This is a genomic window from Enterovibrio sp. QJM3NY_24 (assembly GCF_057786035.1).
Genome location: NZ_CM173519.1, coordinates 186,619 through 213,061 on the forward strand (window position 1 = coordinate 186,619; position 26,443 = coordinate 213,061).

General features: G+C 48.9%; 21 protein-coding genes. 5 read left to right on the forward strand and 16 right to left on the reverse strand.

Annotation, left to right across the window (positions count from 1 at the left end):
• Positions 1–10: 10 nt before the first annotated feature.
• From aroQ to AC3CIC_RS00890, 4 genes are all read right to left on the reverse strand, one after another.
• Positions 11–466, reverse strand: a complete 456-nt coding sequence (aroQ, locus tag AC3CIC_RS00875) for a type II 3-dehydroquinate dehydratase (protein ID WP_026024007.1) — start codon at positions 464–466, stop codon at positions 11–13.
• Between the two features lie 382 nt (positions 467–848).
• On the reverse strand, positions 849–2,798 hold the full coding sequence (acs, locus tag AC3CIC_RS00880) for an acetate--CoA ligase (protein WP_016960673.1): 1,950 nt from the start codon (positions 2,796–2,798) through the stop codon (positions 849–851).
• 230 nt (positions 2,799–3,028) lie between these two features.
• Positions 3,029–3,652 carry a 3'-5' exonuclease gene (locus tag AC3CIC_RS00885; RefSeq protein ID WP_016960674.1) on the reverse strand — a complete coding sequence of 208 codons (624 nt, stop codon included), beginning with the start codon at positions 3,650–3,652 and terminating at the stop codon, positions 3,029–3,031.
• Between the two features lies 1 nt (position 3,653).
• Positions 3,654–5,459 carry a DUF294 nucleotidyltransferase-like domain-containing protein gene (locus AC3CIC_RS00890; protein ID WP_394213234.1) on the reverse strand — a complete coding sequence of 602 codons (1,806 nt, stop codon included), beginning with the start codon at positions 5,457–5,459 and terminating at the stop codon, positions 3,654–3,656.
• 189 nt (positions 5,460–5,648) lie between these two features.
• On the opposite strand from AC3CIC_RS00890, the gene AC3CIC_RS00895 reads away from it, so the two are divergent.
• The 3 genes from AC3CIC_RS00895 to AC3CIC_RS00905 all read left to right on the forward strand — a co-directional run bounded on the left by AC3CIC_RS00895 (position 5,649) and on the right by AC3CIC_RS00905 (position 10,601).
• A complete protein-coding gene (locus AC3CIC_RS00895; protein ID WP_488515122.1) occupies positions 5,649–6,824 on the forward strand; it encodes a 3-phenylpropionate MFS transporter in 1,176 nt (391 codons plus the stop codon).
• 104 nt (positions 6,825–6,928) lie between these two features.
• Positions 6,929–10,381: a PAS domain-containing hybrid sensor histidine kinase/response regulator gene (locus tag AC3CIC_RS00900; protein WP_488515123.1), complete on the forward strand. Its 3,453-nt coding sequence runs from the start codon at positions 6,929–6,931 to the stop codon at positions 10,379–10,381.
• A gap of 1 nt (position 10,382) precedes the next feature.
• Positions 10,383–10,601, forward strand: a complete 219-nt coding sequence (locus AC3CIC_RS00905) for a hypothetical protein (protein WP_017004520.1) — start codon at positions 10,383–10,385, stop codon at positions 10,599–10,601.
• A 56-nt stretch (positions 10,602–10,657) separates the two neighbouring features.
• On the opposite strand, the gene AC3CIC_RS00910 is transcribed toward AC3CIC_RS00905, so the two are convergent.
• The 8 genes from AC3CIC_RS00910 to aspA form a co-directional block, all read right to left on the reverse strand.
• Positions 10,658–11,146 (reverse strand): hypothetical protein, encoded by a 489-nt coding sequence (locus AC3CIC_RS00910; RefSeq protein WP_016960679.1) that lies wholly within the window; start codon positions 11,144–11,146, stop codon positions 10,658–10,660.
• Positions 11,147–11,303: 157 nt separating this feature from the next.
• Positions 11,304–13,031, reverse strand: coding sequence for a sodium:solute symporter family protein (locus tag AC3CIC_RS00915; protein WP_488515124.1), 1,728 nt, complete (start codon positions 13,029–13,031; stop codon positions 11,304–11,306).
• Positions 13,032–13,042: 11 nt separating this feature from the next.
• The gene (locus AC3CIC_RS00920) at positions 13,043–13,315 is read right to left on the reverse strand and encodes a DUF4212 domain-containing protein (RefSeq protein ID WP_016960681.1); all 273 of its coding nucleotides are present in this window, start codon (positions 13,313–13,315) and stop codon (positions 13,043–13,045) included.
• 191 nt (positions 13,316–13,506) lie between these two features.
• Positions 13,507–14,139: a MarC family protein gene (locus AC3CIC_RS00925; RefSeq protein ID WP_488515125.1), complete on the reverse strand. Its 633-nt coding sequence runs from the start codon at positions 14,137–14,139 to the stop codon at positions 13,507–13,509.
• A 128-nt stretch (positions 14,140–14,267) separates the two neighbouring features.
• Entirely contained in the window at positions 14,268–14,906 is a 639-nt protein-coding gene (locus AC3CIC_RS00930; protein ID WP_016960683.1) for a response regulator transcription factor, read from the reverse strand.
• Positions 14,907–15,041: 135 nt separating this feature from the next.
• Complete coding sequence (locus AC3CIC_RS00935; protein WP_488515126.1) at positions 15,042–16,859, reverse strand: protein-disulfide reductase DsbD; 1,818 nt, start codon at positions 16,857–16,859, stop codon at positions 15,042–15,044.
• A 170-nt stretch (positions 16,860–17,029) separates the two neighbouring features.
• Positions 17,030–18,337: an anaerobic C4-dicarboxylate transporter gene (locus AC3CIC_RS00940; RefSeq protein WP_016960685.1), complete on the reverse strand. Its 1,308-nt coding sequence runs from the start codon at positions 18,335–18,337 to the stop codon at positions 17,030–17,032.
• 220 nt (positions 18,338–18,557) lie between these two features.
• Positions 18,558–20,018 carry an aspartate ammonia-lyase gene (aspA, locus tag AC3CIC_RS00945; protein ID WP_488515127.1) on the reverse strand — a complete coding sequence of 487 codons (1,461 nt, stop codon included), beginning with the start codon at positions 20,016–20,018 and terminating at the stop codon, positions 18,558–18,560.
• A 428-nt stretch (positions 20,019–20,446) separates the two neighbouring features.
• Between aspA and AC3CIC_RS00950 the strand changes: the two genes are divergently transcribed.
• Complete coding sequence (locus AC3CIC_RS00950; RefSeq protein WP_394213248.1) at positions 20,447–20,956, forward strand: FxsA family protein; 510 nt, start codon at positions 20,447–20,449, stop codon at positions 20,954–20,956.
• Between the two features lie 72 nt (positions 20,957–21,028).
• On the opposite strand, the gene AC3CIC_RS00955 is transcribed toward AC3CIC_RS00950, so the two are convergent.
• The 4 genes from AC3CIC_RS00955 to AC3CIC_RS00970 are packed head-to-tail and all read right to left on the reverse strand — an operon-like array spanning position 21,029 to position 25,798.
• The gene (locus AC3CIC_RS00955; RefSeq protein WP_488515128.1) at positions 21,029–22,984 is read right to left on the reverse strand and encodes an acetoacetate--CoA ligase; all 1,956 of its coding nucleotides are present in this window, start codon (positions 22,982–22,984) and stop codon (positions 21,029–21,031) included.
• Positions 22,985–22,992: 8 nt separating this feature from the next.
• Positions 22,993–23,613, reverse strand: coding sequence for a maleylacetoacetate isomerase (maiA, locus tag AC3CIC_RS00960; protein ID WP_394213252.1), 621 nt, complete (start codon positions 23,611–23,613; stop codon positions 22,993–22,995).
• Positions 23,614–23,629: 16 nt separating this feature from the next.
• Positions 23,630–24,625: a fumarylacetoacetate hydrolase family protein gene (locus AC3CIC_RS00965; RefSeq protein ID WP_488515129.1), complete on the reverse strand. Its 996-nt coding sequence runs from the start codon at positions 24,623–24,625 to the stop codon at positions 23,630–23,632.
• Positions 24,626–24,628: 3 nt separating this feature from the next.
• Positions 24,629–25,798, reverse strand: coding sequence for a homogentisate 1,2-dioxygenase (locus tag AC3CIC_RS00970; protein ID WP_488515130.1), 1,170 nt, complete (start codon positions 25,796–25,798; stop codon positions 24,629–24,631).
• Between the two features lie 169 nt (positions 25,799–25,967).
• On the opposite strand from AC3CIC_RS00970, the gene AC3CIC_RS00975 reads away from it, so the two are divergent.
• Positions 25,968–26,420 (forward strand): MarR family winged helix-turn-helix transcriptional regulator, encoded by a 453-nt coding sequence (locus AC3CIC_RS00975; protein WP_016960692.1) that lies wholly within the window; start codon positions 25,968–25,970, stop codon positions 26,418–26,420.
• Positions 26,421–26,443 lie beyond the last annotated feature (23 nt).

The following is a 26,443-nucleotide window of genomic DNA, read 5'->3' on the forward strand; positions in this document are numbered from 1 at the left end:
AAATTTGTTGTCAGTTGGCGTCTGACTGCAGGCGGCGCGCCGCTGCCTTCAGTGCAAATTCATATCCGTCTGCGCCTAGGCCACAAATTACTCCTTCTGCTTTATCAGAAAAGTAAGAGTGGTGGCGAAAAGGTTCGCGTGCGTGGACGTTGGACAGGTGCACTTCAATGAATGGGATACCTACTGCAAGGATGGCATCGCGAAGCGCCACGCTTGTATGTGTAAAAGCAGCAGGGTTGATAATGATGTAATCAACGTTTCCCATGGCTTGATGAATTCTCTCAATCAGCGCGTATTCCGCGTTTGATTGGAGGTGATCAAGCTGGAGGTTGAGTTGTGCAGCAAGCGAAGTCAGATCGGCGACAATTTGATCTAACGTTTTCTGTCCATAGTGTCCTGGCTCCCTAACACCCAGCATATTGAGGTTGGGGCCATTAAGTAGTAAAACTTTGCGATTTGTCGTCATATTGATCGCTTTGTTCCTGTTCTTGTGGCGAAAAGAGCGTAACTTCTGCTTTTCAACATCGCGTGATGCGAGAGCCAATAAATGGCACTCCGACCATTCACTAACTGCCAATTATAGAGAAATCACCGCAAATGGCAGCAAAATACTGGTCTAATCAGACATGTTAAGACTTTCAGCGTTATAGATTACGGGTTTATGACTGGGATTAAGACGCGATAGTTCACGATTTAATCACTTTTGAAATGAGAAATGTTACCTCGCTCCCATCAATATATATGCGTCTCGTTGATATTTATGGTGATGAGTATTGGTTTTGCGTTTAAAACAGAGGAAAAAGAAAAGGCCGCAATGCGGCCTTTTCATCGACTTAAGTGAACATTAATTAAACCACGCTAGACTTCTCAGCGATGAGTTTATCAACCACGCCCGGATCGGCCAGTGTGGAAGTATCACCCAGCGTACCAGTATCGCCCGTTGCAATCTTACGCAGAATTCGGCGCATGATTTTACCTGAACGTGTTTTTGGCAATGCATCTGTCCAATGGATGAAATCTGGTGTCGCGATAGGACCAATTTCCTTACGTACCCAGTTTTTCACTTCCTTGGTCAGTTCAGCACTTGGCACTTCACCAGAGTTGAGCGTGATGTACGCATAGATAGCCTGACCTTTGATGTCATGCGGTACACCTACGATCGCGGCTTCGGCAATTTTGTCGAAAGCGACCAGTGCGGATTCGATCTCAGCTGTACCCATACGGTGGCCAGACACGTTCAATACGTCATCAACACGGCCCGTGATCCAGTAGTAACCGTCTTCATCACGACGTGCACCGTCACCGGTAAAGTACATTCCTTTGAAGGTTGAGAAATAGGTTTGCTCGAAGCGCTCATGGTCACCAAAAACGGTACGCATTTGGCCTGGCCAAGAATCCAACATGACCAAGTTACCTTCGGCTGCGCCTTCTACGATGTTACCCATGTTGTCGACTAGAGCAGGTTGCACACCGAAGAATGGGCGGGTTGCAGAGCCCGGTTTCAGGGCGGTTGCACCTGGCAGTGGTGAAATCAAAATACCGCCAGTTTCAGTTTGCCACCAGGTATCAACGATCGGGCATTTGCTGTCGCCGATGGTTTTGTAATACCACTCCCACGCTTCTGGGTTAATCGGTTCGCCCACCGAACCCATGACACGCAGTGAATCACGCTTGGTGCCTTCGACGGCTTCGTTGCCTTTCGCCATCAGTGCGCGGATTGCAGTTGGTGCGGTATATAAGATGTTGACCTGATGCTTATCGACGACTTCGCTCATGCGAGCGGTTGATGGGTAGTTAGGTACACCTTCAAACAAAATGGTCTTGGCGCCGTTTGCCAGTGGACCATAGATCAGGTAGCTGTGACCGGTGATCCAGCCAACATCTGCCGTACACCAGAAGACTTCGCCTTCTTGGTAATCAAAGACATATTTGAATGTCATGGTGGCATAAACCAAGTAGCCACCGGTGGTGTGAAGAACACCTTTTGGTGTGCCTGTTGAACCTGATGTATAAAGGATGAACAGCGGATCTTCTGCACTCATCTCTTCTGGTTCACAGTTGTCCGATACCACGGCGGTAGCTTCATGCCACCATACGTCGCGGTCAGAATGCCACTCAACGTTATTGCCTGTGCGCTGGTAAACCACCACTTTTTCAACACACGTTACTGCAGGGTTAGCCATTGCAGCATCGACGTTTTGTTTCAACGGTACAGCACGCCCACCACGAACACCTTCGTCGGCGGTGATCACGACTTTTGCGTTTGAATCAACAATGCGGCCAGCCAGTGCTTCTGGAGAGAAGCCACCAAATACGATGGTGTGAACAGCGCCGATACGGGTACAAGCCAGCATGGCAATAGCCGCTTCAAGTACCATTGGCATGTATAGACACACGACATCGCCTTTGCGAACGCCTTGACCTTTCAATGCGTTAGCGAACTTACACACTTCAGTATGAAGCTCGCTATAGGTCAGTGTTTTGTCGTCAGTTGGATCGTCACCCTCCCAAATCAGCGCGACTTGGTCGCCTTTTGATTCAAGGTGGCGGTCGATACAGTTAGCAGAAACGTTGAGTGTGCCATCTTCAAACCACTTGATGTCGACATGGCCAGTATCAAAAGAGGTGTGTTTCACCTTGGTAAAAGGCTTGATCCAGTCAACGATTTTGCCGTGCTCGCGCCAGAATCCTTCTGGGTTAACAACAGACTGCTGATACATTTCACGGTAGCCGTCGTTGTTTACGTGCGCGTTTGCTTCAATCTCCGGCATGACCGGGTGCAGGTGAACCTCACTCATTATCTTTCTCCTTGTGTTCCTGCGTGATGCCTTCAGGCATCCTGATTTGGCGACCGCATCATATAAGAATAGGGTACGGTATTGCGGTCTTGTTACATTAAGGTCGGCCAGATGAGGGTTCTCGACAATTAGACTTTAGGATGACGCGTGTGTTTTCTCTGAGATTTGTGAGCTTGCGAGCCTAACACTGAGGCATTGATCTCACTTAAATGCGCCTAGTTGCGTGAGGTTCAAGCTGATCTGGGTATTGGCACGTCGCCATACTTTAAACGTACGTATATCAAGGCTGCGCTGATGGCATCATCAAGTGCATCATGCCGACCAGACAGTGGTAAATCGAGATGGTGTCCTATCGCCTCCATACTTAAATCGTAGTAGGCGTTGGGAAGAATGTGTTCGAGTTTTTTGCGGTATATGTCACTCACCTCGATGGTAGCGTTTGGCAGTTTGAAGCCTAATAGCCGTTTTGCGTACCGATCGAGGATCGCTTTATCGTACTGAATGTAATAGCCGACGATCGGGCGATTTTCGATGAAATCAATCAGATGCAGCATGGCGTCTTTTTCAGATAATCCGTTGTTCAAATCCTGATGACGGATACCGTGGATTTTGACGGATTGTGCGTTGAGTGACGATGGTGCGCGTAGCGAGAGCGTGAGGGGATCGCTGGTGATAATCATGTTGCCGCGAATTTTAGTGGCAGCAATGGTTACAAGTTCGGCTTTGTGCGGGTCGAGGCTGGTGGTTTCACAATCAAGGGAAACGACTTCTTCACCCGTCGGGGTGGCAAACAAATGCGCGTAAGGCGTATTTCGCCATTGGTAGCGGTGCCAGTATCTCGACAACAGGTTCATATCAGTCTCTGACTTGATAATGCGTCGCGAGCCGTTCTTTGAATTTTTTCACCACGCTTAGGCAGTCACGCAGCAAGTCTCGCTCGGTGCGAGGCAATAGCGTCACATCCAGTTGATTGCCAGTGGTCGTCGCATCATTATCGAGTTGCTGCCGCAATCTGGTTTTAACGAAAAGCTTGAGCGCTTCGGTCAGGTTATTCGCGTTTTCCTGATCCATTGCGTTGCATTTCACCAGTGCATTGAGGCGATCAAAGGTGTTGGTTTCTGTGAGCCCATTTTCGAGCGCCATTGTGCGCACGCCATGAACCAGCGGAAATATCCCGCCTTTTTTAACATCCAGCCCTTCTTTGTCAGTTTTAAGGCCGCCAAATAAAGTCAATGGCACACGAAAAGCAAGGCAAGGGCGCACAAAGGTATTCAATGCCAGCATGTTGCCTTTTAACGTTTCACGTAACAGCGCCGATACGGGGTCGAGCAAGGCTTTATTGCCCGCGACAGCATGGCTATCTGCGATGATGGCCAAGTCCATTAAGCTGCCTTCATCGGATATCTGACACAGTGATAGGATATCTTTTTGCCATTCAGTTTGCGTTTTGACCCAGCGGGGGTTGTTTACCATGACATTGCCCGGGCAGGGTGGGTAGCCGAGTCTGCTGAGTACTTCGCTAAATCTCCCCATGTAGTGTTGCACATCTGGCCAATCGGCATCGTCAGCGATGACCAAGCCGTTGTCCTGATCGGTCTTGAGCACTTGCTCACCTCGCCCTTCCGAGCCCATGACAAATAGGCAGCATTTATCATAGAAAGCTTCAGGCATGGTAAGACGAAAGGCTTTTTCGATGATTTGTTCGTTGACCGCAGAGATAAGCTCCATCACAAACTGAGTGTGAATGCCGTTATTGGTGAGGGTTTCTACTAACTGCTGCTGATTGTTAGCCGCCAGCGCCAGTTCCTCGATGGTATGGGCGCGGTTGATTTGCAGTGTCAAAACGTGAGAGTGGGTCGAGAACAGGCTTAATACCTGCGTCATGTCGAGCATGCCCACGGTCCCGCCATTTTCAGTGACTCTGACGCGTTTTACGCGATCTCGAGTCATTAAAATCATGACGTTAAATAGAAACTCGCCGACTTCGACGCTGATAACTGGCGCTGTCGCGACCTCTCCAACAGGGTGTTGCTGTGAGCAGTCGTCTTCGACAAGTGCATGGAGTAAATTGGTGCGCGTGATAATGCCCACATCGTGCGATTTACCTTTCATGGCGACTAACGCACAATCTTGTTGCTGCTTGTGCATCTGCCGTGTGGCGTCATGAATAGACGTATCGTGATCGAGAGTTAAGATGGGCTGGATATTACTTTCATCCACCTTCGTCAGGATAAATTCAGCAAGATTTTGCTGCTGTTGAGCTTTTTCTAGCAGGCGCTTTCGTTGACTGAAGCTGGTATTGAAATAATCGGCGAAGGCTTGGTTTTCTTCGTATAGAGCAACAAAAACCGCTTTGGGCAAGACGTAGCACAGCGTGTCTTCCACTGCGCGATAGCAGTGATGGGAATAACCCAGTAACAAGGCGCGGGCGTCGAACAAGTCATCTTTGATGTATTGTGCCTGTATCTCTTTGGTCTCAGGGTTCACTTCCTGCACTCGCCCCTTGATCACTATGTTCAGCGCACTGTTTTTATCGCCAATATCAATCAGGGTGTCACCACGGCGATAGTACGCCACATCGAGTGCTGAAAGCAGATGCTTGGCCTGTTTAACATTCAAGCGATCAAACGGCGGAGAGTTGGTATCAAATGGTTCTGGCATGGCAACTCCTTTGCATAGGAAAGACGGCACGCGATGTATATCTCAGTGTGTCTCACCACCCGTACGCTTGCCAGCCGACTTTAGTCTATGCGGCTTCGTCACATTTCTGAGGTTACTCGGGTATATCAGTTTTTTTGCTTCGCTGTCAGAATAGCCACTCTTTGAACCTTGGTAGAAGGATCCGCCAGTTTGAAACTTCATCGTCCCTCGCCATTCCATTGGCTTTCTATTTATTACGGGACTTTTTTCTTCGCCTTCGGCGTGTACCTGCCTTTTTGGTCAGTATGGCTTGCTTGGTTAGGGCTATCCCCAGATGAGATTGGGATAGTGCTCGGAGCGGGTATCATGACCCGTTTCGTGGTGAACCTAACAGTGACGCCACGCTTTCACTTGCCGGAACACTTACTCCCTGCTGCACGCTGGGTGGCTTTTTTAGGTGCGACGGTGGGTTTTCTCCACCTTATCGCCACACCGAACTTGCTTTGGTTGACGGTGCTTTCTGTGCTGATTAACAGTGTGATAGGGCCTGCGGTTCCTGTGTCTGATGCGTTGGCAAATCACTATCATCGTCGCAAGCTGGTGGATTATGGCAAAGCACGGCTGTGGGGGTCATTGGCGTTTGTTGTAGGCTCAATGGCTACGGGCAGCATGGTCGACACGTTTGGCCCATCGGTGATTGTGCCGATGGCCGCGGTTGCTTTGTTGATCACTTGGTGCTGGAGTTTGTTCTCGCCAAACCCGTTGCCAAAAAATGAAACTCAGCAACCCTTAGCCAGACCGCCGATTCTTCAAGTGTTGAAATCACGTAGTGTGATCACTTTTTTCATCATTGTTTCGCTCATTCAGGGCAGTCACGCGACCTACTATGCGTTCAGCGCAATTCATTGGACGCAATCAGGCATCTCGGACTTATGGGTCGGTTATCTGTGGAGTTTGGGCGTCGGGGTGGAAGTGTTGATGTTTGCGTTCAGCCAGCGCCTGTTCGGTGGGTGGTCTGTGCAATCTCTTTTCCGTCTCGCGGCATGTGTGGTGATTCTTCGCTGGTTGCTGACGGGGTGGTCAACAGAGCTGAGTGTGCTTGTTTTCGCTCAGTCTTTACATGGGATAACCTTTGGTGTCGCGCATATCGCTGCCATGCGATATATCCAGCAGCAAAAAGCGGATAGGGTGATGGCGTTGCAAGCTTTATACAGTGCGCTTCCTCTGGGCGGTGTGATGGCGGTGCTCACTGTGCTCAGTGGTGAGTTTTACGGGCTGTGGGGAGGCAATAGCTTTTACCTCATGGCGCTATTAGGTGTGCCCGTCTTGTTTCTCTCGTTGCCAATGACTCAACCCAAAGACAGTGCCGTGTGTGCAAAGTCTTAGCGCGGTTCAGGGAGAGGTAGCTCACGGGGATTAGGTTGCACGTTGTTGCAGTGCAGCCGTCGTGGTAAATAAGCGATTGATAACCGCATGTCATGGAAGGATTTATGTCGGCTGGATGGATTGTGGTGCCCGTGGCACTGGCCTACCTTGGGGTTTTGTTTTTAATTGCTTGGTATGGCGATAGCCGCCCGCGTTGGCTTCGAGGCTGGCGCCCATGGATATATAGCCTTTCTATTGCGGTGTATTGTACCTCGTGGACCTTTTTTGGCACGGTCGGGCAGGCATCCAGTCAGCCTTGGTCATTCCTTCCTATCTATTTAGCGCCGATTTTGGTTTTCACCATAGGGTGGCGCTTCCTCGCTCGGATCATTTTGATCGCTAAACGCGAGCACATTACGTCTATTGCTGACTTTATTGCCGCGCGATATGGGAAATCGCAAGGTTTGGCGGTGATGGTCACCGTGATTGCTGTGCTAGGGATCTTGCCGTATATCGCGTTGCAGCTTCGCGGTATTACCATGGGGCTCGACGTGATTGCGCCGGACATTGGTAAAAGTGCAGGGTTGAATCAAGGACAGATCGCTTGGCTAGTGTGTATGTCACTGGCAATGTTCACCGTTCTGTTTGGTACACGCCATATTGACTCTACGGAGCATCACCGAGGCATGATGATGGCGGTGGCCTTTGAGTCTATCGTCAAGCTGGTGGCGTTTTTGGTGGTGGGCATGTTTGCCGTGTTTATGCTGCTCGACGCACCAGGGCCATTGCCGAGTTTGAAAGAGACTAATGTGGTGGGCGAACCGCAGTGGGGCGCGCTCTTAGTTCATACTCTGCTGACCATGGCTGCCATTATTTGTTTGCCACGCCAGTTTCATACCATGGTGGTAGAAAATGCACGTGCGCAGGATTTGCATACTGCGCGCTGGGTGTTCCCGCTTTATCTTCTTCTCATGGGCATGTTTGTGTTGCCTTTGGCTTACGCTGGGCAAATTTTCTTACCCCACTTGTCGGCCGATACGCATGTGATCCAATTGCCACTCTCAATGGGTAACGAAGGCATTGCACTGTTGGCATTCTTGGGTGGTGCATCTGCGGCCAGCGGTATGGTGATTGTGTCGACCATTGCATTGGCGATCATGGTGTCAAACGATCTGGTGTTACCCCAGTTATTGCGCCGAATGCGGGTATCTAATCGTAACTTTACGCAATTTTCTGGCTTGTTGCTGAATGTGCGTCGCGCTTTGATATTCCTGCTGCTCATCGCTGCATGGGGTTTCTATCAACTGATCTTTGAAGTGCCTTCTCTCTCTTCCATCGGCTTTCTTTCTTTCGCGGCTATTGCTCAATTTGCACCGCCATTAGTGGCGGGAATATATTGGCGACAAGCCAACAAAAAAGGCGTTTATGCCGGATTGCTGTCAGGTTTTATCGTGTGGTTGATGACGCTGATGATGCAAACGGGGATGTTGGCGGGAGATGAAAATAACAACATTGTGCTGTGGATGCTATCGCCGCCAGATATTCCTTTTTTCCGTTCGTTGAGTCCGGTCGATTGGGGCATGGTGTTGAGTTTGATGGTTAATACATTTTGCTTTGTTGGGGTCTCAATGGCGACTCGGCCTTCATTGAGCGAACGCCTGCAAGCTGCGAGTTTTGTCGGCACGCCGTTACCAGAGGGCGATGATTCCAGCCTGTATCAAAGCCGTGTGACCGTGGCAGAGCTTGAGATGCTGGCGGCGCGCTTTGTCGGTCGAACACGCATGCGTCAAACGTTTCGCGCCTTTGGTGAGCAGCGCAGTGAAATATTGTTGCCGCAGCAGCAAGCCAGCGCAGCATTGATTCGTCATACCGAGCGAGTGCTTGCCGGGGTGTTTGGGGCGTCGTCCGCCAAACTCGTGCTGACCTCTGCGCTGCAAGGGCGCAACATGCAGTTGGAAGAAATTGCCACGATTGTGGATGAAGCCTCTGAGTTGTTCGATTTCAGCCGTGGCTTGCTGCAAGGTGCAATTGAGCACATTAGCCAGGGCATTTCCGTGGTGGATAAACAACTGAGGCTGGTGGCGTGGAATCAGCGTTATGTCGAATTGTTTAACTTTCCGCCAGATTTGATTCAAGTCGGCAGGCCGATTGCTGATGTGGTGCGATATAACGCTGAGCGAGGATTATGCGGCCCAGGTGAAATTGAAGATCACGTTAAAAAACGCGTCTCTTATCTTCGCCAAGGTTCTTCACACATCTCATCACGTGTTCATCCTGATGGACGGGTGATTGAAGTGCAGGGTAACCCAATGCCCGGCGGTGGGTTTGTGATGAGTTTCACCGATATCACTGCATTTCGCGACGCAGAAGAAGCGCTAAAACAATCTAATGAAACCCTGGAAGCACGCGTCGTTGAACGCACTCAAGCGCTGGAATCTCTCAACCGCCGTCTTATCAGCGCCACCAACAAGGCTGAGACCGCCTCGCAATCGAAGAGTCGTTTGTTGGCCGCGGTGAGCCATGATCTGATGCAGCCGATGAATGCCGCTCGTTTGTTTGCTTCTTCGCTCAGTGAAATGGCGCAAGACAAAGACGTACAGAAAATGTCATCTCATATCGAAAGTGCGTTGGGTGCGGCAGAGGATTTGATTGGTGACTTGCTGGATATTTCGCGTCTTGAGTCCGGAAAAATGAAAGCCAAGATCACCCATTTTGAGCTGGATGATGTGTTTTCTACTCTCGCGGCTGAGTTCGGCATGATAGCGCGTCAACAAGGCGTGGATTTTCGCGTCCAGCATACCGGCTTGTGGATTCGCTCTGACCGACGATTACTGCGAAGGGTACTGCAAAACTTTCTTACCAATGCCTTTCGCTATAACCCTGACGGACGTGTGTTGTTGGGTGTGCGTCGTCAAGGTTCGCAATGCCGTATTGAAGTATGGGATAACGGCCCCGGTATCCCACAGGACAGACAACAAGATATCTTTAATGAATTTACGCGTATCGATCGTAAAGGTGCGGAGCTAGGACTCGGTCTTGGGCTTGCTATCGCGCGCGGTATTAGCCGTATTCTAAACCAGCCGCTGGGTCTGCGATCATGGCCAGGCGAAGGAACTGTATTTTCAATCACAGCGCAATGTGACACCGCATTGCCTCAGTATTGTAACACTGGGGTTGTGGCTGAAGAATCGGTGAAAATTGCTGAACCGTTGGCTGGGGTTCGTGTGCTGTGTGTGGATAATGAAAGGGACATTCTTTCCGGTATGGAAAGCTTGTTATCCCGCTGGGGATGCCAAGTTGATGTTGCAGAAGATCTTGAAGAAGTCGTCAGTTTGTTAGAAGGCGGCTTGAGACCTGATGCCATTCTCAGTGACTATCATTTAGCGCCGTCGTTAACAGGGTTAGATGTATTGCAACGTTGCAGGGAAATGTTAGGAGAAGAGTTTGTCGGTGCCATTATTACCGCGGATCGCACAGTGGATACTCGAACGCTGATACGCGATCTGGGTTTTGGTTATATCGCAAAACCGGTTAAGCCCTTGAAGTTAAGAGCCCTGCTTCAACCAAAAGCGAATTAACATGGAAGCATTCTTTATACCAAGGTTAGATACAGAAGCGGGTCTTATTCGTGCAGAAGGCGCTTGGGATCCACTGACGGTGGAAATACAGGTTGTCGAACTGGCAATGATGGGAACGGATGGCTGGGTAGATGTGACGTTCTGGCTTTCAGAGCAGGAGCATGAAGGAAGAGTGGCAGCGGTTATTTCTGCTGCCAAACATTATCTCGTGGGCCAATAACATCCGACTTATCTTTGGCGCATTACACCCAAAGAGACAGTGAGCGTACGCTGACGTTATTTGTCTTCGGTAAACAGGGTTTTATATTCTGCAAACACTGCTGGGGTTTCTGCGTAGTAAAGCGTACCGTCTGCTTTAACCACTAAATGAATTTCACTTTCTTCTGTTGATGGTGCAGGAAGATCGGCAACCCATTGTTTTTTATCTTGGTTATTTGTGGTCATGTCGACGGGTGTAGCATTTCTCCCTTCTTGTTGCACCAAGCTGATTTTGGCACCCTCTAGAGGAAAGTCAGAAATAAGCTTAATGGCTAAGGCATTGTCTGTTAGCTGCTCGGATCGCAGCTTGACCTTGAAGTCGCCATTTTCCAATGTACAGATACCGCTGGTATATCGACAGTTTGAACCTGGTACCAACTTATAAGACTGCCCTTCCTTCGCCACATGTGGCTTCTCGCTGACAGCAAGATCAACACCGAAATACGCGATGATGGCTAAGATAGGAGCGATGAGCATTGCTGCAATTATATGCTTGTTTTTTAACATAATACGTAACTATTTCCGCTTTCATCCTTGGGCTTATGGGCTCAACATACATTAAAAAAAGCCCCATAAAGGGGCTTTTTAGCGTTAACGTGATGCTTATGCCCTTCTTTTTAGAAGCTTGTCGCTTCCTTGGCTGCTAGCAGCTGTATAAAGAAGATTAGTGTGACTGTGCATCGCCTGCGCCAGCAGGAATGCGCACGTGTTCCACCAGATCTTTCACGTGTTGTGGTGTTTCCGCTGTTACGCGTGATACTGCGATAGCGACAATGAAGTTAATCAACGCGCCGATAGCACCGAATGCGTTTGGCTCAATACCAAAGAACCAGTTGCTACCCCAGTCTTGCAGGAACTTCCAGTCAGCAACAAACAAAATACCTTTGTGTTGGAATACGTAGAACAGGGTGACACTGATACCTGCGATCATACCCGCTATCGCGCCTTCTTTGTTGATGGTCTTCGAGAAGATACCCATCATCAGAGCAGGGAAGATAGAGGAGCCTGCTAGACCGAAGGCGAGCGCCACCGTGCCGGCGGCAAACCCGGGCGGATTGAGCCCGAGGTAACCGGCAAAGGCGATGGCAAAGGCCATCGCTATCCGGCTCGCCATGAGCTCGTTCTTCTCGGATATATTCGGCATCATGACCCCTTTCAACAGGTCATGAGACACCGCGGAAGAGATAGCCAATAGCAGACCCGCTGCCGTAGACAGTGCTGCTGCGAGACCACCCGCTGCAACCAATGCAATCACCCAGTTAGGCAGTTGTGCGATTTCAGGGTTCGCCAGAACCATGATGTCACGGTCAACTTTCAGCTCGTTCGTTGCAGCGCTTGAGGTGTAGTTAATTTCGCCGTCATTGTTCTTGTCGTCAAAACCAAGCAGACCCGTTTTCTCCCAGTTCTTGAACCAGTCAGGACGCTCATCATAAACAAGGTGCTGACCCGAATCAGGGTTCACAGTGTCCATCAGATTCAAACGTGCCATTGCAGCAACAGCTGGCGCAGTGGTGTAAAGAATCGCGATGAAAAACAGAGCCCAACCCGCGGAGATACGTGCGTCACGTACTTTAGGTACAGTGAAGAAACGAATGATAACGTGTGGCAAACCTGCGGTACCAATCATCAGTGACAAGGTGTAGACGAACATGTTAAGGGTGTCACCGCGTACTGATGTTGTGTATTCGCTGAACCCGAGTTCGGTCACCACCTGATCAAGCCGATCGAGCAGATAAGTATCCGTGCCTGTCATGGTGCTGCCTAAGCCAATTTGTGGCAGGGCGTGACCAGTAAGTTGCAGCGAAATAAAGATAGCAGGAATGGTGTATGCGAGAATGAGGACACAGTACTGTGCAATCTGGGTATAGGTGATGCCTTTCATGCCACCGAATACCGCGTACATGAATACGATCGCCATACCGATGTACAGGCCAGTTTCGTAGTCCACTTCAAGGAAGCGACCAAATGCAACACCCACACCTTTCATCTGACCGATAACGTAGGTGATAGAAGCAATAATCAAACAAATAACGGCCACAATACGGGCAGTGTTTGAATAGAAACGCTCACCGATAAACTCAGGCACAGTAAATTTACCAAACTTACGCAGGTAAGGCGCCAGAAGTAGAGCCAGCAAAACGTAACCACCAGTCCAACCCATCAGGAATACTGAGCCGCCGTATCCCATAAAGCCGATAAGACCAGCCATTGAGATAAATGACGCTGCAGACATCCAGTCGGCGGCTGTTGCCATGCCGTTTGCAACAGGATTAACCCCACCGCCTGCAACATAAAACTCTTTCGTTGTTCCTGCGCGAGCCCAAATCGCGATGGCGATATAGAGCACAAACGTAAAACCTACGACAAGGTAAGTAACGGTTTTCAAATCCATGATACAGCTCCTTACTCGTCGTCTTCTACGCCAAACTCACGGTCGAGTTTGCGCATCTGAAAAGCGTAAATAAAAATGATTGCTAAGAAGGTATAAATTGACCCTTGTTGTGCAAACCAAAAGCCCAGTTTGTAGCCGCCGATGCGGAATTGATTAAGCTCATCAACAAACAGGATGCCGCAACCAAACGACACCACAAACCAAACCACTAATAAGCCGATCATTAGCCTGACATTTTTTTGCCAGTAAGCTTGGGCGTTATCTCTTTTCTGTTCCTCAGACATCACCATCTCCTTAAGTGCCGAGTTAACGGATTGTTACGTTTCGACAATAGCAGGCTAGATGGGAGGAAACACTGCAACTTTAGTCGAGCGAAATAAGTCCGTAACTGATTGTGCTGTAGGGGATTGTGTGACGAGGGATCAACCTTTGGCTTGTTAATGGAATGTTAACTAAGCCAAAGGTCTAATAGGCTTTAGGCTAAGGTGTAAAAATCGAGAATGCCCTGTAGCAAATTGTTGGTTGCAACGGCTGCAAGGATTAAGCCCATAACGCGGCTTATGATGGATGCGCCCACTTGGCCGATGATTTTGTGGATCACACTGGCGCTTAACAGCAGCAGTAGGGTAACCACTAATACCAGCATCATAATGCCCGCAGTCATGGCTTGTTCGGCGAGGGCAAAGCGGTGATTGTCGGTGAGCATCACAATGGCCATCATGGCGCCGGGCGACGCAATAGAAGGTACGGCTAGCGGATATACTGCGGTTGCTGACAGGTCTGAGCGTGTGAGCGTATCACTGCTCATTTTGGTCTCTTGATCGGGTTTGCTCTCGCCAAAAATCATCGTTAAGGCAAATAACAGCAAGACTAAACCGCCTGCAGCCTGAAAGGCAGGCAGTGGAATTTGCATCGCTTCGAGCAAAAACTGGCCAGCGATAAGAAAGAACAACAAGATGCAAGCAGAAATGAGTACGGCTTTAACAGCCACGACACGTCGTTGCTGTTTGGTCATATGGCTGGTTTGTGAGAGGTAAACAGGGACGGAGCCGATGGGGTCAATGACAGCCCAAAGGACGACGAACTGGGTGATTAATACGCTAAGCAAGTATGGCCTCCTAGTCGAGTAGAGAAGGTCAAAAGATGGCGAGCCAGAGCGGCAAGCTATGATTGAAGATGATACCACACCTTGCTTTCAGCTTGCTGTCTGTTTGGTAAAGTGGGGTTTAAATGTGGTTAATGATCGGGTGAACTATGTTGAAGCAAAATAACCGCTTGAGTGCGATTTTTCACCCCTAACTTGCGAAAAATTGCCGTCATATGCGCTTTAATGGTGGCTTCTGATACATTGAGTTCATAGGCGATTTGTTTGTTGAGCAGACCGTCAGATAACATACCTAACACTTTGTATTGTTGAGGTGTTAACGATGCGACCTTCTCCATTAGCGATTCTTCATCGCTATGACCACTAAAATCAACGCCCTCAGGAAAGCATGGCTCGCCGTCTAACACTTGATTTAGAGAGTTAATCAACTCTCGCATATCACTGGATTTAGGAATAAAACCCACCGCACCGTTGGCTTTCACCTGACGGACAACGCTGGCTTCTTCACTGGCAGATACGACCACGATCGGGAGCTCTGGATATTGCACCCGTAAATGGATAAGTCCTGACATGCCATTGGCGCCGGGCATTTTCAAATCCAGCAGCAGCAAATCAATATCAGGTTCTTTTTCTAAAAGCGCAGAAAGACTATCAAGCGAATCTGCTTCAAGCAGGTTCGCACCACTGATCGCCATGTGCACTGATTGGAACAGTGCATTGCGAAACAAGGGGTGGTCGTCAGCGATGACAATGGTGTATTGAGCGTCCATAGCGATTTCGTTAATACCTCTTTAACAAAAAAGCTAACACTGGGCATGAAATTGATCAATTTGCATAGGTGGGAAGTAAGAGCTTGATCCCCCGTCATCAGTAGGCAATGTCGGGGGGATCAAGTTTGAGTGCAATTAACCCTGAGAATTAATCAGCTGATTTTGCGCTAAGTGAGATAGAAAGGGGGCTGGCCCCATAAAACCGGTTAAGCGAGCATCGGGCATTGGCTTGCCGTCAGCATCCCAAAAATCCAGCGTCGGTAGCCCAAGCACATTCAATGATATGAGCAGTTTGATGTCTTGTGGTCGGTTGGCGGTGACATCCGCTTGTAGCAACACAATGTCTTGTAATTGCGGTGCCACCTTTGAATCATGGAAGGTGTATTTTTCAAATTCCTTACATGCAACGCACCAATCTGCATAGAAATCCAACATAACCGGCTTGCCTGCTTGTTTAGCCGCGGCCAGCTCGCGATTCAAATCGTCGATAGACGTGATGCGCGTAAAGTTAACCTCAGGAATGTCTGCTTTGACGCTGTTAACAAACAATGCGTTGTAGGTGTATGCCGCACCAGTGCTGAGCCCCAGAATCGCAATGATACCTAAGATGCTCGCCAGCTTGCCTGGTTGGAGTGTTCGGCTGATGTGATACAGCCATCCCAAAGAGACAAGCAGCCACACTGCCCATAGCCATATGCTGATCTCTTCCGGCAGTAAGCGCTCCAGAAGAAAGATCGGGGCTGCCAGCAGTATCAAACCAAAGAAGGTTTTGACTTTATCCATCCATGCGCCAGCTTTTGGTAATAGCTTGTTGCCGAACATCGCTGCAATAATCAATGGAATACCCATACCTAGCGCGAGTGCATAAAGCGTGACCGCGCCAGTAAGCAGATCGCCACTTTGCGCGACATAAAGCAGAGCGCCAGAAAGTGGAGCCGTGGTGCACGGAGAGCAAATTAGTCCGGAAATTGCTCCCATCGCAAATACTCCCGCGCTGCTGCCACCTTTTTGATGGTTACTCATTTCACTGAGCTTGGTTTGCAAACCCGTCGGAAGCTGCAGGTTAAATACACCGAACATCGACAGCGCTAGCACAACAAACAGTGCGCTTAGTCCCATCAACACATAGGGGTGTTGAAACGCCGCTTGAAATTGCAAACCGGCCGAAGCCACGACCAACCCCAATAAGGTGTAAGTCAGTGCCATGCCTTGAACGTAAAGCATGGAGAGCTTGAATGTCTGACCATGTGTTTTCTTACCGCCACCTAGCACGATACCTGTGAGAATTGGATACATAGGTAGTACGCAAGGCGTAAAAGCAAGGCCAATGCCTAAACCTAAAAACAACAAAGGCTGCCACCAGTTGTCTGCCAAGCTGCTCACATCCGTTTGTGAGCCAGAAGATGGTATTAGTGTTGCCGTTGTTTCTGATTGGTTTTGGGTAACAGTGGGTGTTATGTCTGTTGTTGAAGTACCACTAGTCACTGCGCTTAGCGGGACATTTACGGTTTCTGGTGGATAGCAAAACCCTGCATCGGCACAGCCTTGGTAGGTGACATTTAGCGATGAGCTGTCAGTGGCGCTAAGAACTGGCACCGTGACGGTTAATGGTTTTTTATAGATCAAGACGTCGCCAAAGAATTCATCTTTGTAAGGTTGGCCTTGGCGCATCTCCATCGAGCCAACTTTTGCATCCTCGCTGACCTTTACCTCAAACTTATCTTGATAGAGGTAATACCCAGGCATTACCTGCCAATCAAGATAAACACGATCGCCTTGCTGCGTGAAGTTGAAGGGGAACGCTTGATCAACAGGTACAAATTTCGGCGTACTATCAATCGAGGGTGCGGGGGAGTTAAACAGAGAAAACTCTGCATGTGCGGGAAATGCGCTCATTAGCGCAAGCGCAAAAATGGCGATAAATCGTGAGCCTATTGTCGACATAGCCTTCATCAGAAACTGTTTACCTAAGAGTGGAACAAACTATATCACTGAGACCGGAAAAGGCTGAATTCGTTTCCAGAAAGTGTCAGTTAAATGATTTTAGGCGGTTGGGCGTTGTTTGATCGACTGTGAAAAAAGAAAAAGGGCCCCTAAGAGCCCTTTGTCGAGTGAGGTGTTGGTTACAAAATGATGCCACCAACCACAAAGCCTAGCGCAACCGAGGTGCTAATGGTGACGACACCCGGAATGAAGAAGGGATGGTTGAACACCAGGTTACCAATGCGGGTTGAGCCAGTGTCATCCATTTCTACCGCGGCCAGTAAAGTTGGGTAGGTTGGCAATACAAACAGCGCAGAAACGGCGGCGAAAGAAGCGATTGCCGTTAATGGTGCAACGCCAATGGCCAGTGCGGCAGGCATTAATGCAACCGTGGTAGCACCTTGCGAGTAAAGCAACATGGAAGCAAAGAACAAAACCATTGCTAGCATCCACGGGTATTCAGACAGTAAGGTGCCAGCCACTTCTTTGATGCCATCAACGTGTGCATTGACGAAGGTTGATCCTAACCATGCCACACCCAGTACACACACACACGCTGTCATCCCCGAGCGGAAGGTCGGTGCTTCGGCAATTTTCGACGCATCAATGCCCGTGGTCAGCACAATCAGTGCGGCGGCTGCCAGCATAAAGGTCATGATGGCTTCATTACGCCCAAGTGTTGGGTTCTCAATCAAGCCAATTGAGCCCGAAATCGCTGCGGCGTAGCTCACTACAATGACGATCGCCGCCAAAAAGATGTAAGTCGCTTTTTTCGCTGTCGGCGCGATAACACGCTTTTCTGTGCCTTGCAGCTTGATCTGTCCTTTTGCCAGACGTTCTTGATAAACAGGATCGTCTTTCAGTTCGCAGCCCATGAAGTTCGCGACAAAAGCGCCCGCCATACAAGCAATAAAAGTAGTAGGAATACAGATCGCCAGTAGCGTTAGGTAACCAATACCAAGAGGCTCAAGGATGCCAGAGAAGAAAACCACTGCCGCCGAAATAGGAGAAGCAGTGATGGCGATTTGCGATGCCACCACAGCGATAGAAAGTGGGCGAGATGGACGAATACCTTGTTCTTTAGCCACTTCTGCAATAACAGGTAGCGTTGAAAACGCCGTGTGCCCTGTACCTGCCATTAGTGTCATTAAATAGGTTACGATCGGCGCATAGAAGGTGATTTGCTTTGGATTCTTACGAAGGAAATTCTCTGCTTTTTCAACCAACCAGTCCATACCGCCAGCAACCTGCATCGCTGCAATGGCCGTGATCACGGACATAATGATCAAAATAACGTCGATAGGGATGTAACTTTGGCTGGTGGGCATGCCCAAAAATAATGAAAGGGCAATAACACCCGCGCCACCGGCTAAACCGATACCAATACCACCGATCCGCGCACCTAAATAGATAAAGGCGAGAACGACGAACAACTCCACTGCTACCATGGGTAACTCCTGCTCAAATAATGAAAATGAAAAAACAAACGGAGCGACTCTCAATCCGTGCTTTTGTGCCTTTAACCCAGATGTTTATATGGTTTCTAGGGCGCAATAACAGCGTTAAAAATCTCTTCGTTTGCTTTACATCAAGCCCTGTGAATCACCACGGTTTTGGGCTTTGAAGCAAAAAAATGGGTACTCATTGTGAGTACCCATGATTTGACACTTAGTTATAGCGCTTCGCTTTGTATTGCGGATGCATCAAGTTTTCGACAGAGAAGATATCGTCGAGCTGCTCTTCCGTTAGAAGGCCGCGCTCAAGCACAACATCTCGCACACTCTTTCCGGTTTCAGCACAGATTTTACCGACGATATCACCTTCGTGATGGCCGATAAATGGATTGAGGTAAGTCACGATGCCGATGGAGTTGAAGACATAGCTTTCACAAACTTCTTTGTTCACGGTAATGCCATTAACGCATTTCTCACCCAAGTTGATACAGGCGTTAGACAGAATCTCAATAGACTCGAACAGTGCCTGACCAATTACAGGTTCCATGACGTTCAACTGAAGCTGACCCGCTTCTGCTGCGAAGGTTACTGTGGTGTCGTTACCAATGACTTTAAAGCACACCTGATTCACCACTTCTGGGATCACAGGGTTAACTTTCGCTGGCATGATAGAAGACCCCGCCTGCATTTCTGGCAGGTTGATTTCATTAAGACCAGAACGAGGGCCAGAAGACAGTAAACGCAAGTCGTTACAGATTTTCGACAGTTTCACTGCGAGGCGCTTAAGTGCACTGTGAACCATCACATAGGCACCGCAATCTGAGGTTGCTTCAATCAGATCTTCCGCTGATGTGCAGTTAAGACCAGTCACATCAGCCAAACGTTGAACGGCCAGTTGTTGGTAACCTGCAGCTGCGTTTAGACCCGTGCCGATAGCGGTCGCGCCAAGGTTAACTTCTAGCAACAATTCGGCGGTGTACTTCAGGTTCTTCACTTCTTCTTTTAGAAGGACAGCAAAGGCGCGGAATTCTTGGCCAACCGTCATAGGCACGGCGTCTTGAAGCTGGGTGCGACCCATTTTCAGAATGTTCTTATTCTGCTCCGCTTTGCCTTCAAATTCGCTTTGCAGGTAGCTGATAGAATCCATCAGCGTCAGGATGCTGTTGTATACAGCAATACGAAAACCCGTTGGGTAAGCACAGTTGGTTGATTGACTCTTGTTGACGTGATCGTTTGGATTGACCACGTCATAGTCGCCTTTTTCCTTGCCCATGAGTTCTAGCGCAAGGTTGGCAATCACTTCGTTGGCGTTCATGTTGACCGAGGTACCCGCGCCACCTTGATATACATCAGAAGGGAACTGGTCCATGCATTTGCCTGTGTCCAACATCAGGTCGCAAGCTTTGATGATGTAGTCACCTACATCTGTAGGGATAACCCCTAGCTCTTTGTTGGCCATTGCAGCGGCTTTTTTGGTGAATACCATGCCGCGAACAAACTCAGGAACATCTGAGATAGTGGTGCGTGAAATATTGAAATTCTCGATCGCTCGAAGGGTATGAATACCGTAATACGCATCGGCAGGAACATGGCGTTCACCGAGTAAATCTTCTTCGATACGGGTCGCGAGATGAGGGATAGTCAGATTTTTTTCGAGATCAATCGTCTGTGACATAGTTTGGCCCTAAATGAAACTTATTTTGGATAATTAATAGCCATAAAGTTCGCTGTAGAGTCCATTCACCAGAGATTTTGGCTGGATGAGTGTAAGTTTTCATCCGATTTATGCTAATGGATTTTACTCCTACACTGCCGTAAAAACATGAGAAAGATCACCAATTAAAACGAAGTCAGACTAATTGCACAGTTCTGTGATCTAGATCTTCATTGCGCTTGTTTCTCATTGTTTTATCGAGCTATCGAAACGTATTGATACTGTTAAAATCTGTACCTTAACGCTAATTTTTTTGATAATTGCCTAAAAAGCATCTGTGCTTTGTTGAACCCATTATCTAGATTTTGACAACCGTCAGCATTCGTTATTTAGCAATGCTAGTATGGCGGTGAAGTTTGTCGCCCTCAGAATGAGAAAGAGGTGTACGCGTGTTTCCTATTTTGCTTTTGATGTTCATTACTGTCCCTATTATTGAGATTGCCTTGTTTATTCAAGTTGGCGGCGTGTTGGGTCTATGGCCAACAGTGGCGTTGATTTTGTTGACTGCGATTGTGGGCGCGTCTTTGGTTCGCAGTCAGGGGCTGCAAACACTGATCTCTGTGCAACAGCGCTTGCAGCAAGGCGAATTGCCTGCACAGCAAATCGTGGAAGGTGTGATGCTGGCTGTTGCGGGTGTTTTGCTATTGACGCCTGGCTTTATGACAGATGCGATGGGCATGGCATTTCTATTGCCGTGGCCGCGAGCATGGCTGGCAAAGCAATTGATGAGTCGCGTGAAAGTGGCTGGCTTTCAAAGTGGCTTTCAGCAACAAGGTCCGTTTGGTCATGATCCCTTTGGCGAGCGAGCTGATCGGCAACCTCGAGATAAATCTGCAAATGGCAGTACGTTTGAAGGTGAGTACGAGCGCAAAAAAGACGAGACTGATCGTTTGAACTGATCTTGGATAGTCGCGGACAGAAACAACAAAGCCAACCCCACGGTTGGCTTTGTGTGTTTTGGCTTACGGAGATCAGTGCTGTAATTCCGGTCTGTTTTTATATTGATCTAGCGATTCAGGGTTATCTAAGGCACTCAGTTGTGCCACAGCGCGACCATGCACCACGTCACGCACTGCAAGCTCTGCCAGTTTTCCTGATTTGGTACGTGGAATATCCGTAATAGCTATAATCTTGGCGGGCACGTGCCTTGGTGTGCAACTGGAGCGAATGGTGGTGCGAATTTTTCGTTCTAGACCCTCGTCTAATGCAACACCTGGCTTCAATTTGACGAACAAGACGACACGCACATCGTTTTGCCAGTCTTGACCAATAACGACAGAATCTAAAATTTCGTCTATCTGATTAACATGGCGATAGATTTCAGCGGTGCCAATGCGCACGCCACCAGGGTTCAATATGGCATCTGAACGGCCAAAGAACAGCATGCCGCCTTCATCAGTCAGCTCAACGTAATCGCCATGGAACCAGATATCTTCAATCTTGTCCCAGTAAGCTTTGTGGTAGCGCGCTCCATCGGTATCGAGCCAAAAACCCACGGGTTGGTTAGGGAAGCTGTTGCAACAGACCAGCTCGCCTTTCTCATCGCGAACAGGCTTTCCTTCTCTATTAAACACTTCAACATCAAGCGCCAAGCCGCGAACCTGACTTTGACCGCGGAATACCGGTGAGATTGGGCTTCCCAACACAAAGCAGCCACAAATGTCGGTGCCTCCGGCGATTGAGCTCAGTTGCAGATCGTTTTTGACGCCTTGATAGACGTAATCAAACTGCTCTGGGCCCAACACTGAGCCAGTTGAGCACAGGGTGCGCAGGGTGGAGAGTGAGTGTTCGCGCATTGGCGAATAGTTTTGTTTTTCTAGGGCTTCCAAGTATTTCGCGGATGTGCCGAATAGCGTCACTTTTTGTGCATCGGTTAACCGCCAAAGCACACCAGCATCAGGGTAAAACGGTGAGCCATCGAACAATACCAGTGTCGCGCCACTCGCCAGTGCGCTTGCCATCCAGTTCCACATCATCCAACCACAGGTGGTGAAATAGAAAACGCGATCGCCCGCTTTCATATCAGAATGAAGCTGATGCTCTTTTAGATGATTGAGCAGCATGCCGCCGACGCTGTGAATAATGCATTTAGGCTTACCTGTCGTACCGGATGAATACAGCACATAGAGCGGATCATTAAAGCCTACGCGTGTAAATGTTAATGCCTCGGCAGGCTTGGCCAACAGAGCGCGCCAGCATGTCTCGTCGTTGTTTAACGGAGTACCGCCGACATAAGGGATCACGACCATGTGGGAGAGACTGTCGACCCCATCTCGGACTGCACGGGCTTTATTTAGGTTGTCATGTGTTTTACCGTTGTAATGGTAGGCATCAGTAGTAAACAGCACTTTGGGCTGTGTCTGGCCGAAACGGTCTAGCACGCTGTCCGTGCCAAAATCTGGCGACGTTGATGTCCAAATCGCGCCTAGCGAAGACGCGGCCAACATCGCAACCACAGTTTCTGCGATATTAGGAAGGTAGCCTGCCACCACATCACCTTTTTCAACGCCACAGGTTTTGAGGTAGGCGGCAATGCAACTGACTTGGCGCACGAGCTCTGCCCAAGACATCGTACTGGCTTTCTCATCTTCCCCAGAGAAGATGATGGCGTCCTTATCGGGTATGTCTTTTGCCCATTGCAGCAGATTTTCTGCAAAATTCAATTTGGCATCTGGAAACCAGCGACTGTTTTTATTGGGGTCTTTGTCTGGCTTATCGACGATGCGCTCGCCTTGTTCACCGACCACGCCAGCAAATTGCCATAAGGTTTTCCAAAAGGCTTCGCTGTTTGATATTGACCATGAATACAGCTGGTCGTAATGGGTGATTTTCAACGAGTACTGACTGTTTATCGTGTTAATTAACGCTGTCAGATTGGCATTCGCGATACGCGTTGCGCTAGGTTGCCACAGAGGCTGATTTGACATGCTTGCTCCTAAACATTGTCTGGATGCGCCTGCTCAAAGGCGGGTAAGGCCTGGCAGTGCTGTTCTATCTTTTTTAGTGTTGGGTAGGGGGTCAAATCGAGATGGTAGCGGCGGGCATTAAACAGCTGTGGAATAAGAAAAATATCGGCAAGTGTTGGCATATCATCACAACAAAACGCGGTTTGTGTACCTTCCACTTTCTTTTCTACTGCACTCAGTCCAATGCGGAGCCAGTGCAGATACCAGTCCAATTTTTCGTCTTCACTGTGCCCCATTGGGCCAGTCAGGTGTTTGAGTACCCGAAGGTTGTTCAAAGGGTGGGTATCACAGGCAATGTCTAGTGCTAAAGCTCGACATTTGGCGCGTGCAGCGCTATCTGTTGGCAATATAGAAGGGGATGGGTATACCTCTTCCAGGTATTCGATGATTGCCAGCGATTGCGTCAAGACTTGACCATTATCGACCAAGGTGGGAACCAGCCCACTGGGATTAATCGTCATATAGCCATCACTTTTTTGGTCGCCGTCGAGTAACGATACTGATTGGGGCTGGTAGCTCAGCCCCTTAACATTGAGCGCAATACGAACGCGGTATGAGGCTGACGATTTACTGTAGTCATAAAGCTTCAAAGCTCGCTCTTCCTTGCTATCTTTGTTGCGCTATCCCGTAAGGGGTAACCTCTTGCTCAATCCGTCCGAAGATTGAACGACCTTCCTTGTCATGCATCTCGATTCCGACCCTATCACCATAGAGTAGAAAGGAGGTTTTGGGTGCTCCAAGATCCAGAATTTCCAACATTCGTCGCTCTGCAATGCAACAAGAGCCTTTGCTACGGTCAATATTTGACACAGTTCCTGAGCCGATAATGGTGCCAGCGCCCAATGGACGGCTTTTTGCTGCGTGCGCGATGAGGTCGGCAAAATCAAACGTCATGTCGACGCCTGCATTGGGTGCGCCGAATAATTCATCATTAAGATGTACGGACAATGGCAAGTGCACTTTGTTGTCGTGCCAGTTCGATACTAATTCGTCAGGAGTGACAGCGACGGGGGAAAATGCCGAAGCGGGCTTGGATTGAAAGAAACCAAAACCTTTCGAAAGCTCTCCGGGAATGAGGTTTCTTAGTGAGATATCGTTGACCAGCATGAGTAATTTGATGTGTTCTCCAGCCTCACTAGATGAGGTTGCCATGTTGACATCATCAGTGATGATGGCCACTTCCGCTTCAAAATCACATCCCCAGCTTTCGTCGCACAGTTCGATATTGTCACGAGGGCCGAGGAATTTGTCGGACATGCCTTGGTACATCAAGGGATCGGTCCAGAAACTCTCAGGCATGCTTGCCCCACGTGCTTTGCGCACCAATTCCACGTGATTGACGTAGGCGCTGCCATCCGCCCATTGGTAGGCGCGGGGCAGTGGTGAGTCGCAGTCTACTGGGTGAAATGTAAATCGACCGGATGCTTTGTTGGCATTCAATGCGTCATAACGTGCTTGCAACAGTGGCGATAGGGTATCCCATTCATCTAAGGCATCTTGCAGAGTGAAGGCGATGTCTGATGCATCAACGGCTTGAGTTAGATCGCGGGACACTAAAATGAGTTTGCCATCGCGGCGGTGTTTCAGGGAGGCCAGTTTCATTGTTTACTCCTTCATTTCTTTATTCCGTTTCGTTGGACTAGCCTCGAGGGGCGTGCACCAAGACATTACGTAATCGTCAACTTCGGTTTGTTTAGCTGCTTCACCCAAATCTAGCGGCATTCGTGTGTCGATCATGACGGCGACTTCGTCGGTTTGCTTTTTCTTTGCTTTGGCGCCAGCTTCAAATGCTTTGGGGTGCGGGCCATGCGGAAAACCACAAGGGTGATGTGTCACCATGCCGGGGTGAATATTGTCGCGGCTGAAGAACTCGCCCTTGTGATAGAAAATCACTTCATCGTAGTCATCATTGTTGTGATAGAAGGGCACTTTTAATGCGCCGGGGTCTGACTCAATAGGGCGAGGCACAAAAGTGCAAATGATAAATCCGTTGGCTACGAAAGTGGTGTGTGCTGAGGGAGGCAGATGATAGCGATGACTCATCAATGGGCGGATATCACGCCAATTGAGCCTAAATACGGTGAGTTCGCCTTTCCAGCCAACCGCATCGAGTGGGTTGAACGGGTAGGTGATTCGATTCATTGCATTGCGTGATTTTAAATAGACCTCCCATTGGCCTTCTTTTTGTTGCTGGGCGAGGAAGCGTTCATCCATACGAGGATGTTCGAGCATCGCAGGATCAAAGATGGCATGATCGCCGACGATCCCGCGTTCCGCTCCCATGTAGGATCCGTTGGTGGCTTCGATCATCAATAACGTGACCGGCGAGTTGGGTTCGATGCGCCAGTTGGTCGAGCGTGGAATGATGAGGTAGTCGCCATCTCGAAATGTCAGATGTCCGTAATCACAATATAACGACCCTGCGCCTTCATGAACAAACAGGCAATCATCACCGTCCCCATTTCTGACCAAGTAATCCATGTTTTGATGGCAGCGCCAGATTCGAACTTTCACGTTGGAGTTAGAGAGCAATAAAGGAGCGGTGAGTGGGTTGTTACCCGTATCGGCAATGTTGTTGGTGTCAAAGGCGTGTGGGCGGAGGTCTCCTTCCCAGTCTATCCAACCAGTAGGAGCATGCTGGTGGTACATGTGCGTGGTGGGGCCAAAAAAGCCCTCTTTGCCGCATTCGCGTTCAAAGGTACCGTCGGGTAAATCGCAATGCGCCTGTTGCGATGTTACGCCTTCTTTTATAGGGAACGAAAACCACTTTCGCATTTGTCCTCCTGCCGCACGTTGTCTGTGTGGGTGATTTGAGGGAACTGGTAAATAGTTTCATTTGAAACTACATTAAGCATAGTGCCCAATGTTAAAAAGTGGCAACTGAATATCGAGTGATTTTTGTGGTTGTTACTTGGGCTGTAATGTGACGAAAAAGGAAAGCCGTATGGCGAATGCACAAGCATTTATTTTGGATGATTTTTTACCTTACAAGTTAGTAAAAACAGCAATGCACGTCTCAGATGCGTTAGCGAAAATTTATCAAAAGGAATTTGGGATCAGCCGTTCAGAATGGCGAGTATTGGCTTCACTTGGTGCAAGAGATGGGGTGTTGTCGAAAGACTTAGCCAAAGAAACGAGTATGGATAAGGTCAAGGTATCGCGCATCCTCAATAGGCTCGAAGCGAGTGGCATAGTGATGCGTGAGACGCTAGAGAAAGATCAACGCGCTGCACTTATTCGATTGACCCAGCAAGGCAACGAACTTTATCAAAAGATAGTGCCACGGGTGTTGGATTGGGAGCGTAAAGTGCTTGATGGGCTTACGGGGACTCAGTATCATGATCTATACGCCGCGCTTGATACACTTCAACATCGAACCCGAGAACTCGAAGATTAAACGGTTTGTGGTTTGTCATGTTG

Coding starts and splice junctions, on each gene's coding strand:
- AC3CIC_RS00930 (WP_016960683.1), bottom strand. CDS start 14,906: ATGGACGCTCAATACACCATTGTCATCGCTGACGACCACCCCTTGTTT.
- aroQ (WP_026024007.1), bottom strand. CDS start 466: ATGACGACAAATCGCAAAGTTTTACTACTTAATGGCCCCAACCTCAAT.
- acs (WP_016960673.1), bottom strand. CDS start 2,798: ATGAGTGAGGTTCACCTGCACCCGGTCATGCCGGAGATTGAAGCAAAC.
- AC3CIC_RS00920 (WP_016960681.1), bottom strand. CDS start 13,315: ATGTCTGAGGAACAGAAAAGAGATAACGCCCAAGCTTACTGGCAAAAA.
- aspA (WP_488515127.1), bottom strand. CDS start 20,018: ATGTCACAGACGATTGATCTCGAAAAAAATCTGACTATCCCTCATCTC.
- AC3CIC_RS00975 (WP_016960692.1), top strand. CDS start 25,968: ATGGCGAATGCACAAGCATTTATTTTGGATGATTTTTTACCTTACAAG.
- AC3CIC_RS00940 (WP_016960685.1), bottom strand. CDS start 18,337: ATGGTAGCAGTGGAGTTGTTCGTCGTTCTCGCCTTTATCTATTTAGGT.
- AC3CIC_RS00905 (WP_017004520.1), top strand. CDS start 10,383: ATGGAAGCATTCTTTATACCAAGGTTAGATACAGAAGCGGGTCTTATT.
- AC3CIC_RS00890 (WP_394213234.1), bottom strand. CDS start 5,459: ATGCCAGAACCATTTGATACCAACTCTCCGCCGTTTGATCGCTTGAAT.
- AC3CIC_RS00900 (WP_488515123.1), top strand. CDS start 6,929: ATGTCGGCTGGATGGATTGTGGTGCCCGTGGCACTGGCCTACCTTGGG.
- AC3CIC_RS00955 (WP_488515128.1), bottom strand. CDS start 22,984: ATGTCAAATCAGCCTCTGTGGCAACCTAGCGCAACGCGTATCGCGAAT.
- AC3CIC_RS00965 (WP_488515129.1), bottom strand. CDS start 24,625: ATGAAACTGGCCTCCCTGAAACACCGCCGCGATGGCAAACTCATTTTA.
- AC3CIC_RS00885 (WP_016960674.1), bottom strand. CDS start 3,652: ATGAACCTGTTGTCGAGATACTGGCACCGCTACCAATGGCGAAATACG.
- AC3CIC_RS00915 (WP_488515124.1), bottom strand. CDS start 13,031: ATGGATTTGAAAACCGTTACTTACCTTGTCGTAGGTTTTACGTTTGTG.
- AC3CIC_RS00910 (WP_016960679.1), bottom strand. CDS start 11,146: ATGTTAAAAAACAAGCATATAATTGCAGCAATGCTCATCGCTCCTATC.
- AC3CIC_RS00970 (WP_488515130.1), bottom strand. CDS start 25,798: ATGCGAAAGTGGTTTTCGTTCCCTATAAAAGAAGGCGTAACATCGCAA.
- AC3CIC_RS00935 (WP_488515126.1), bottom strand. CDS start 16,859: ATGAAGGCTATGTCGACAATAGGCTCACGATTTATCGCCATTTTTGCG.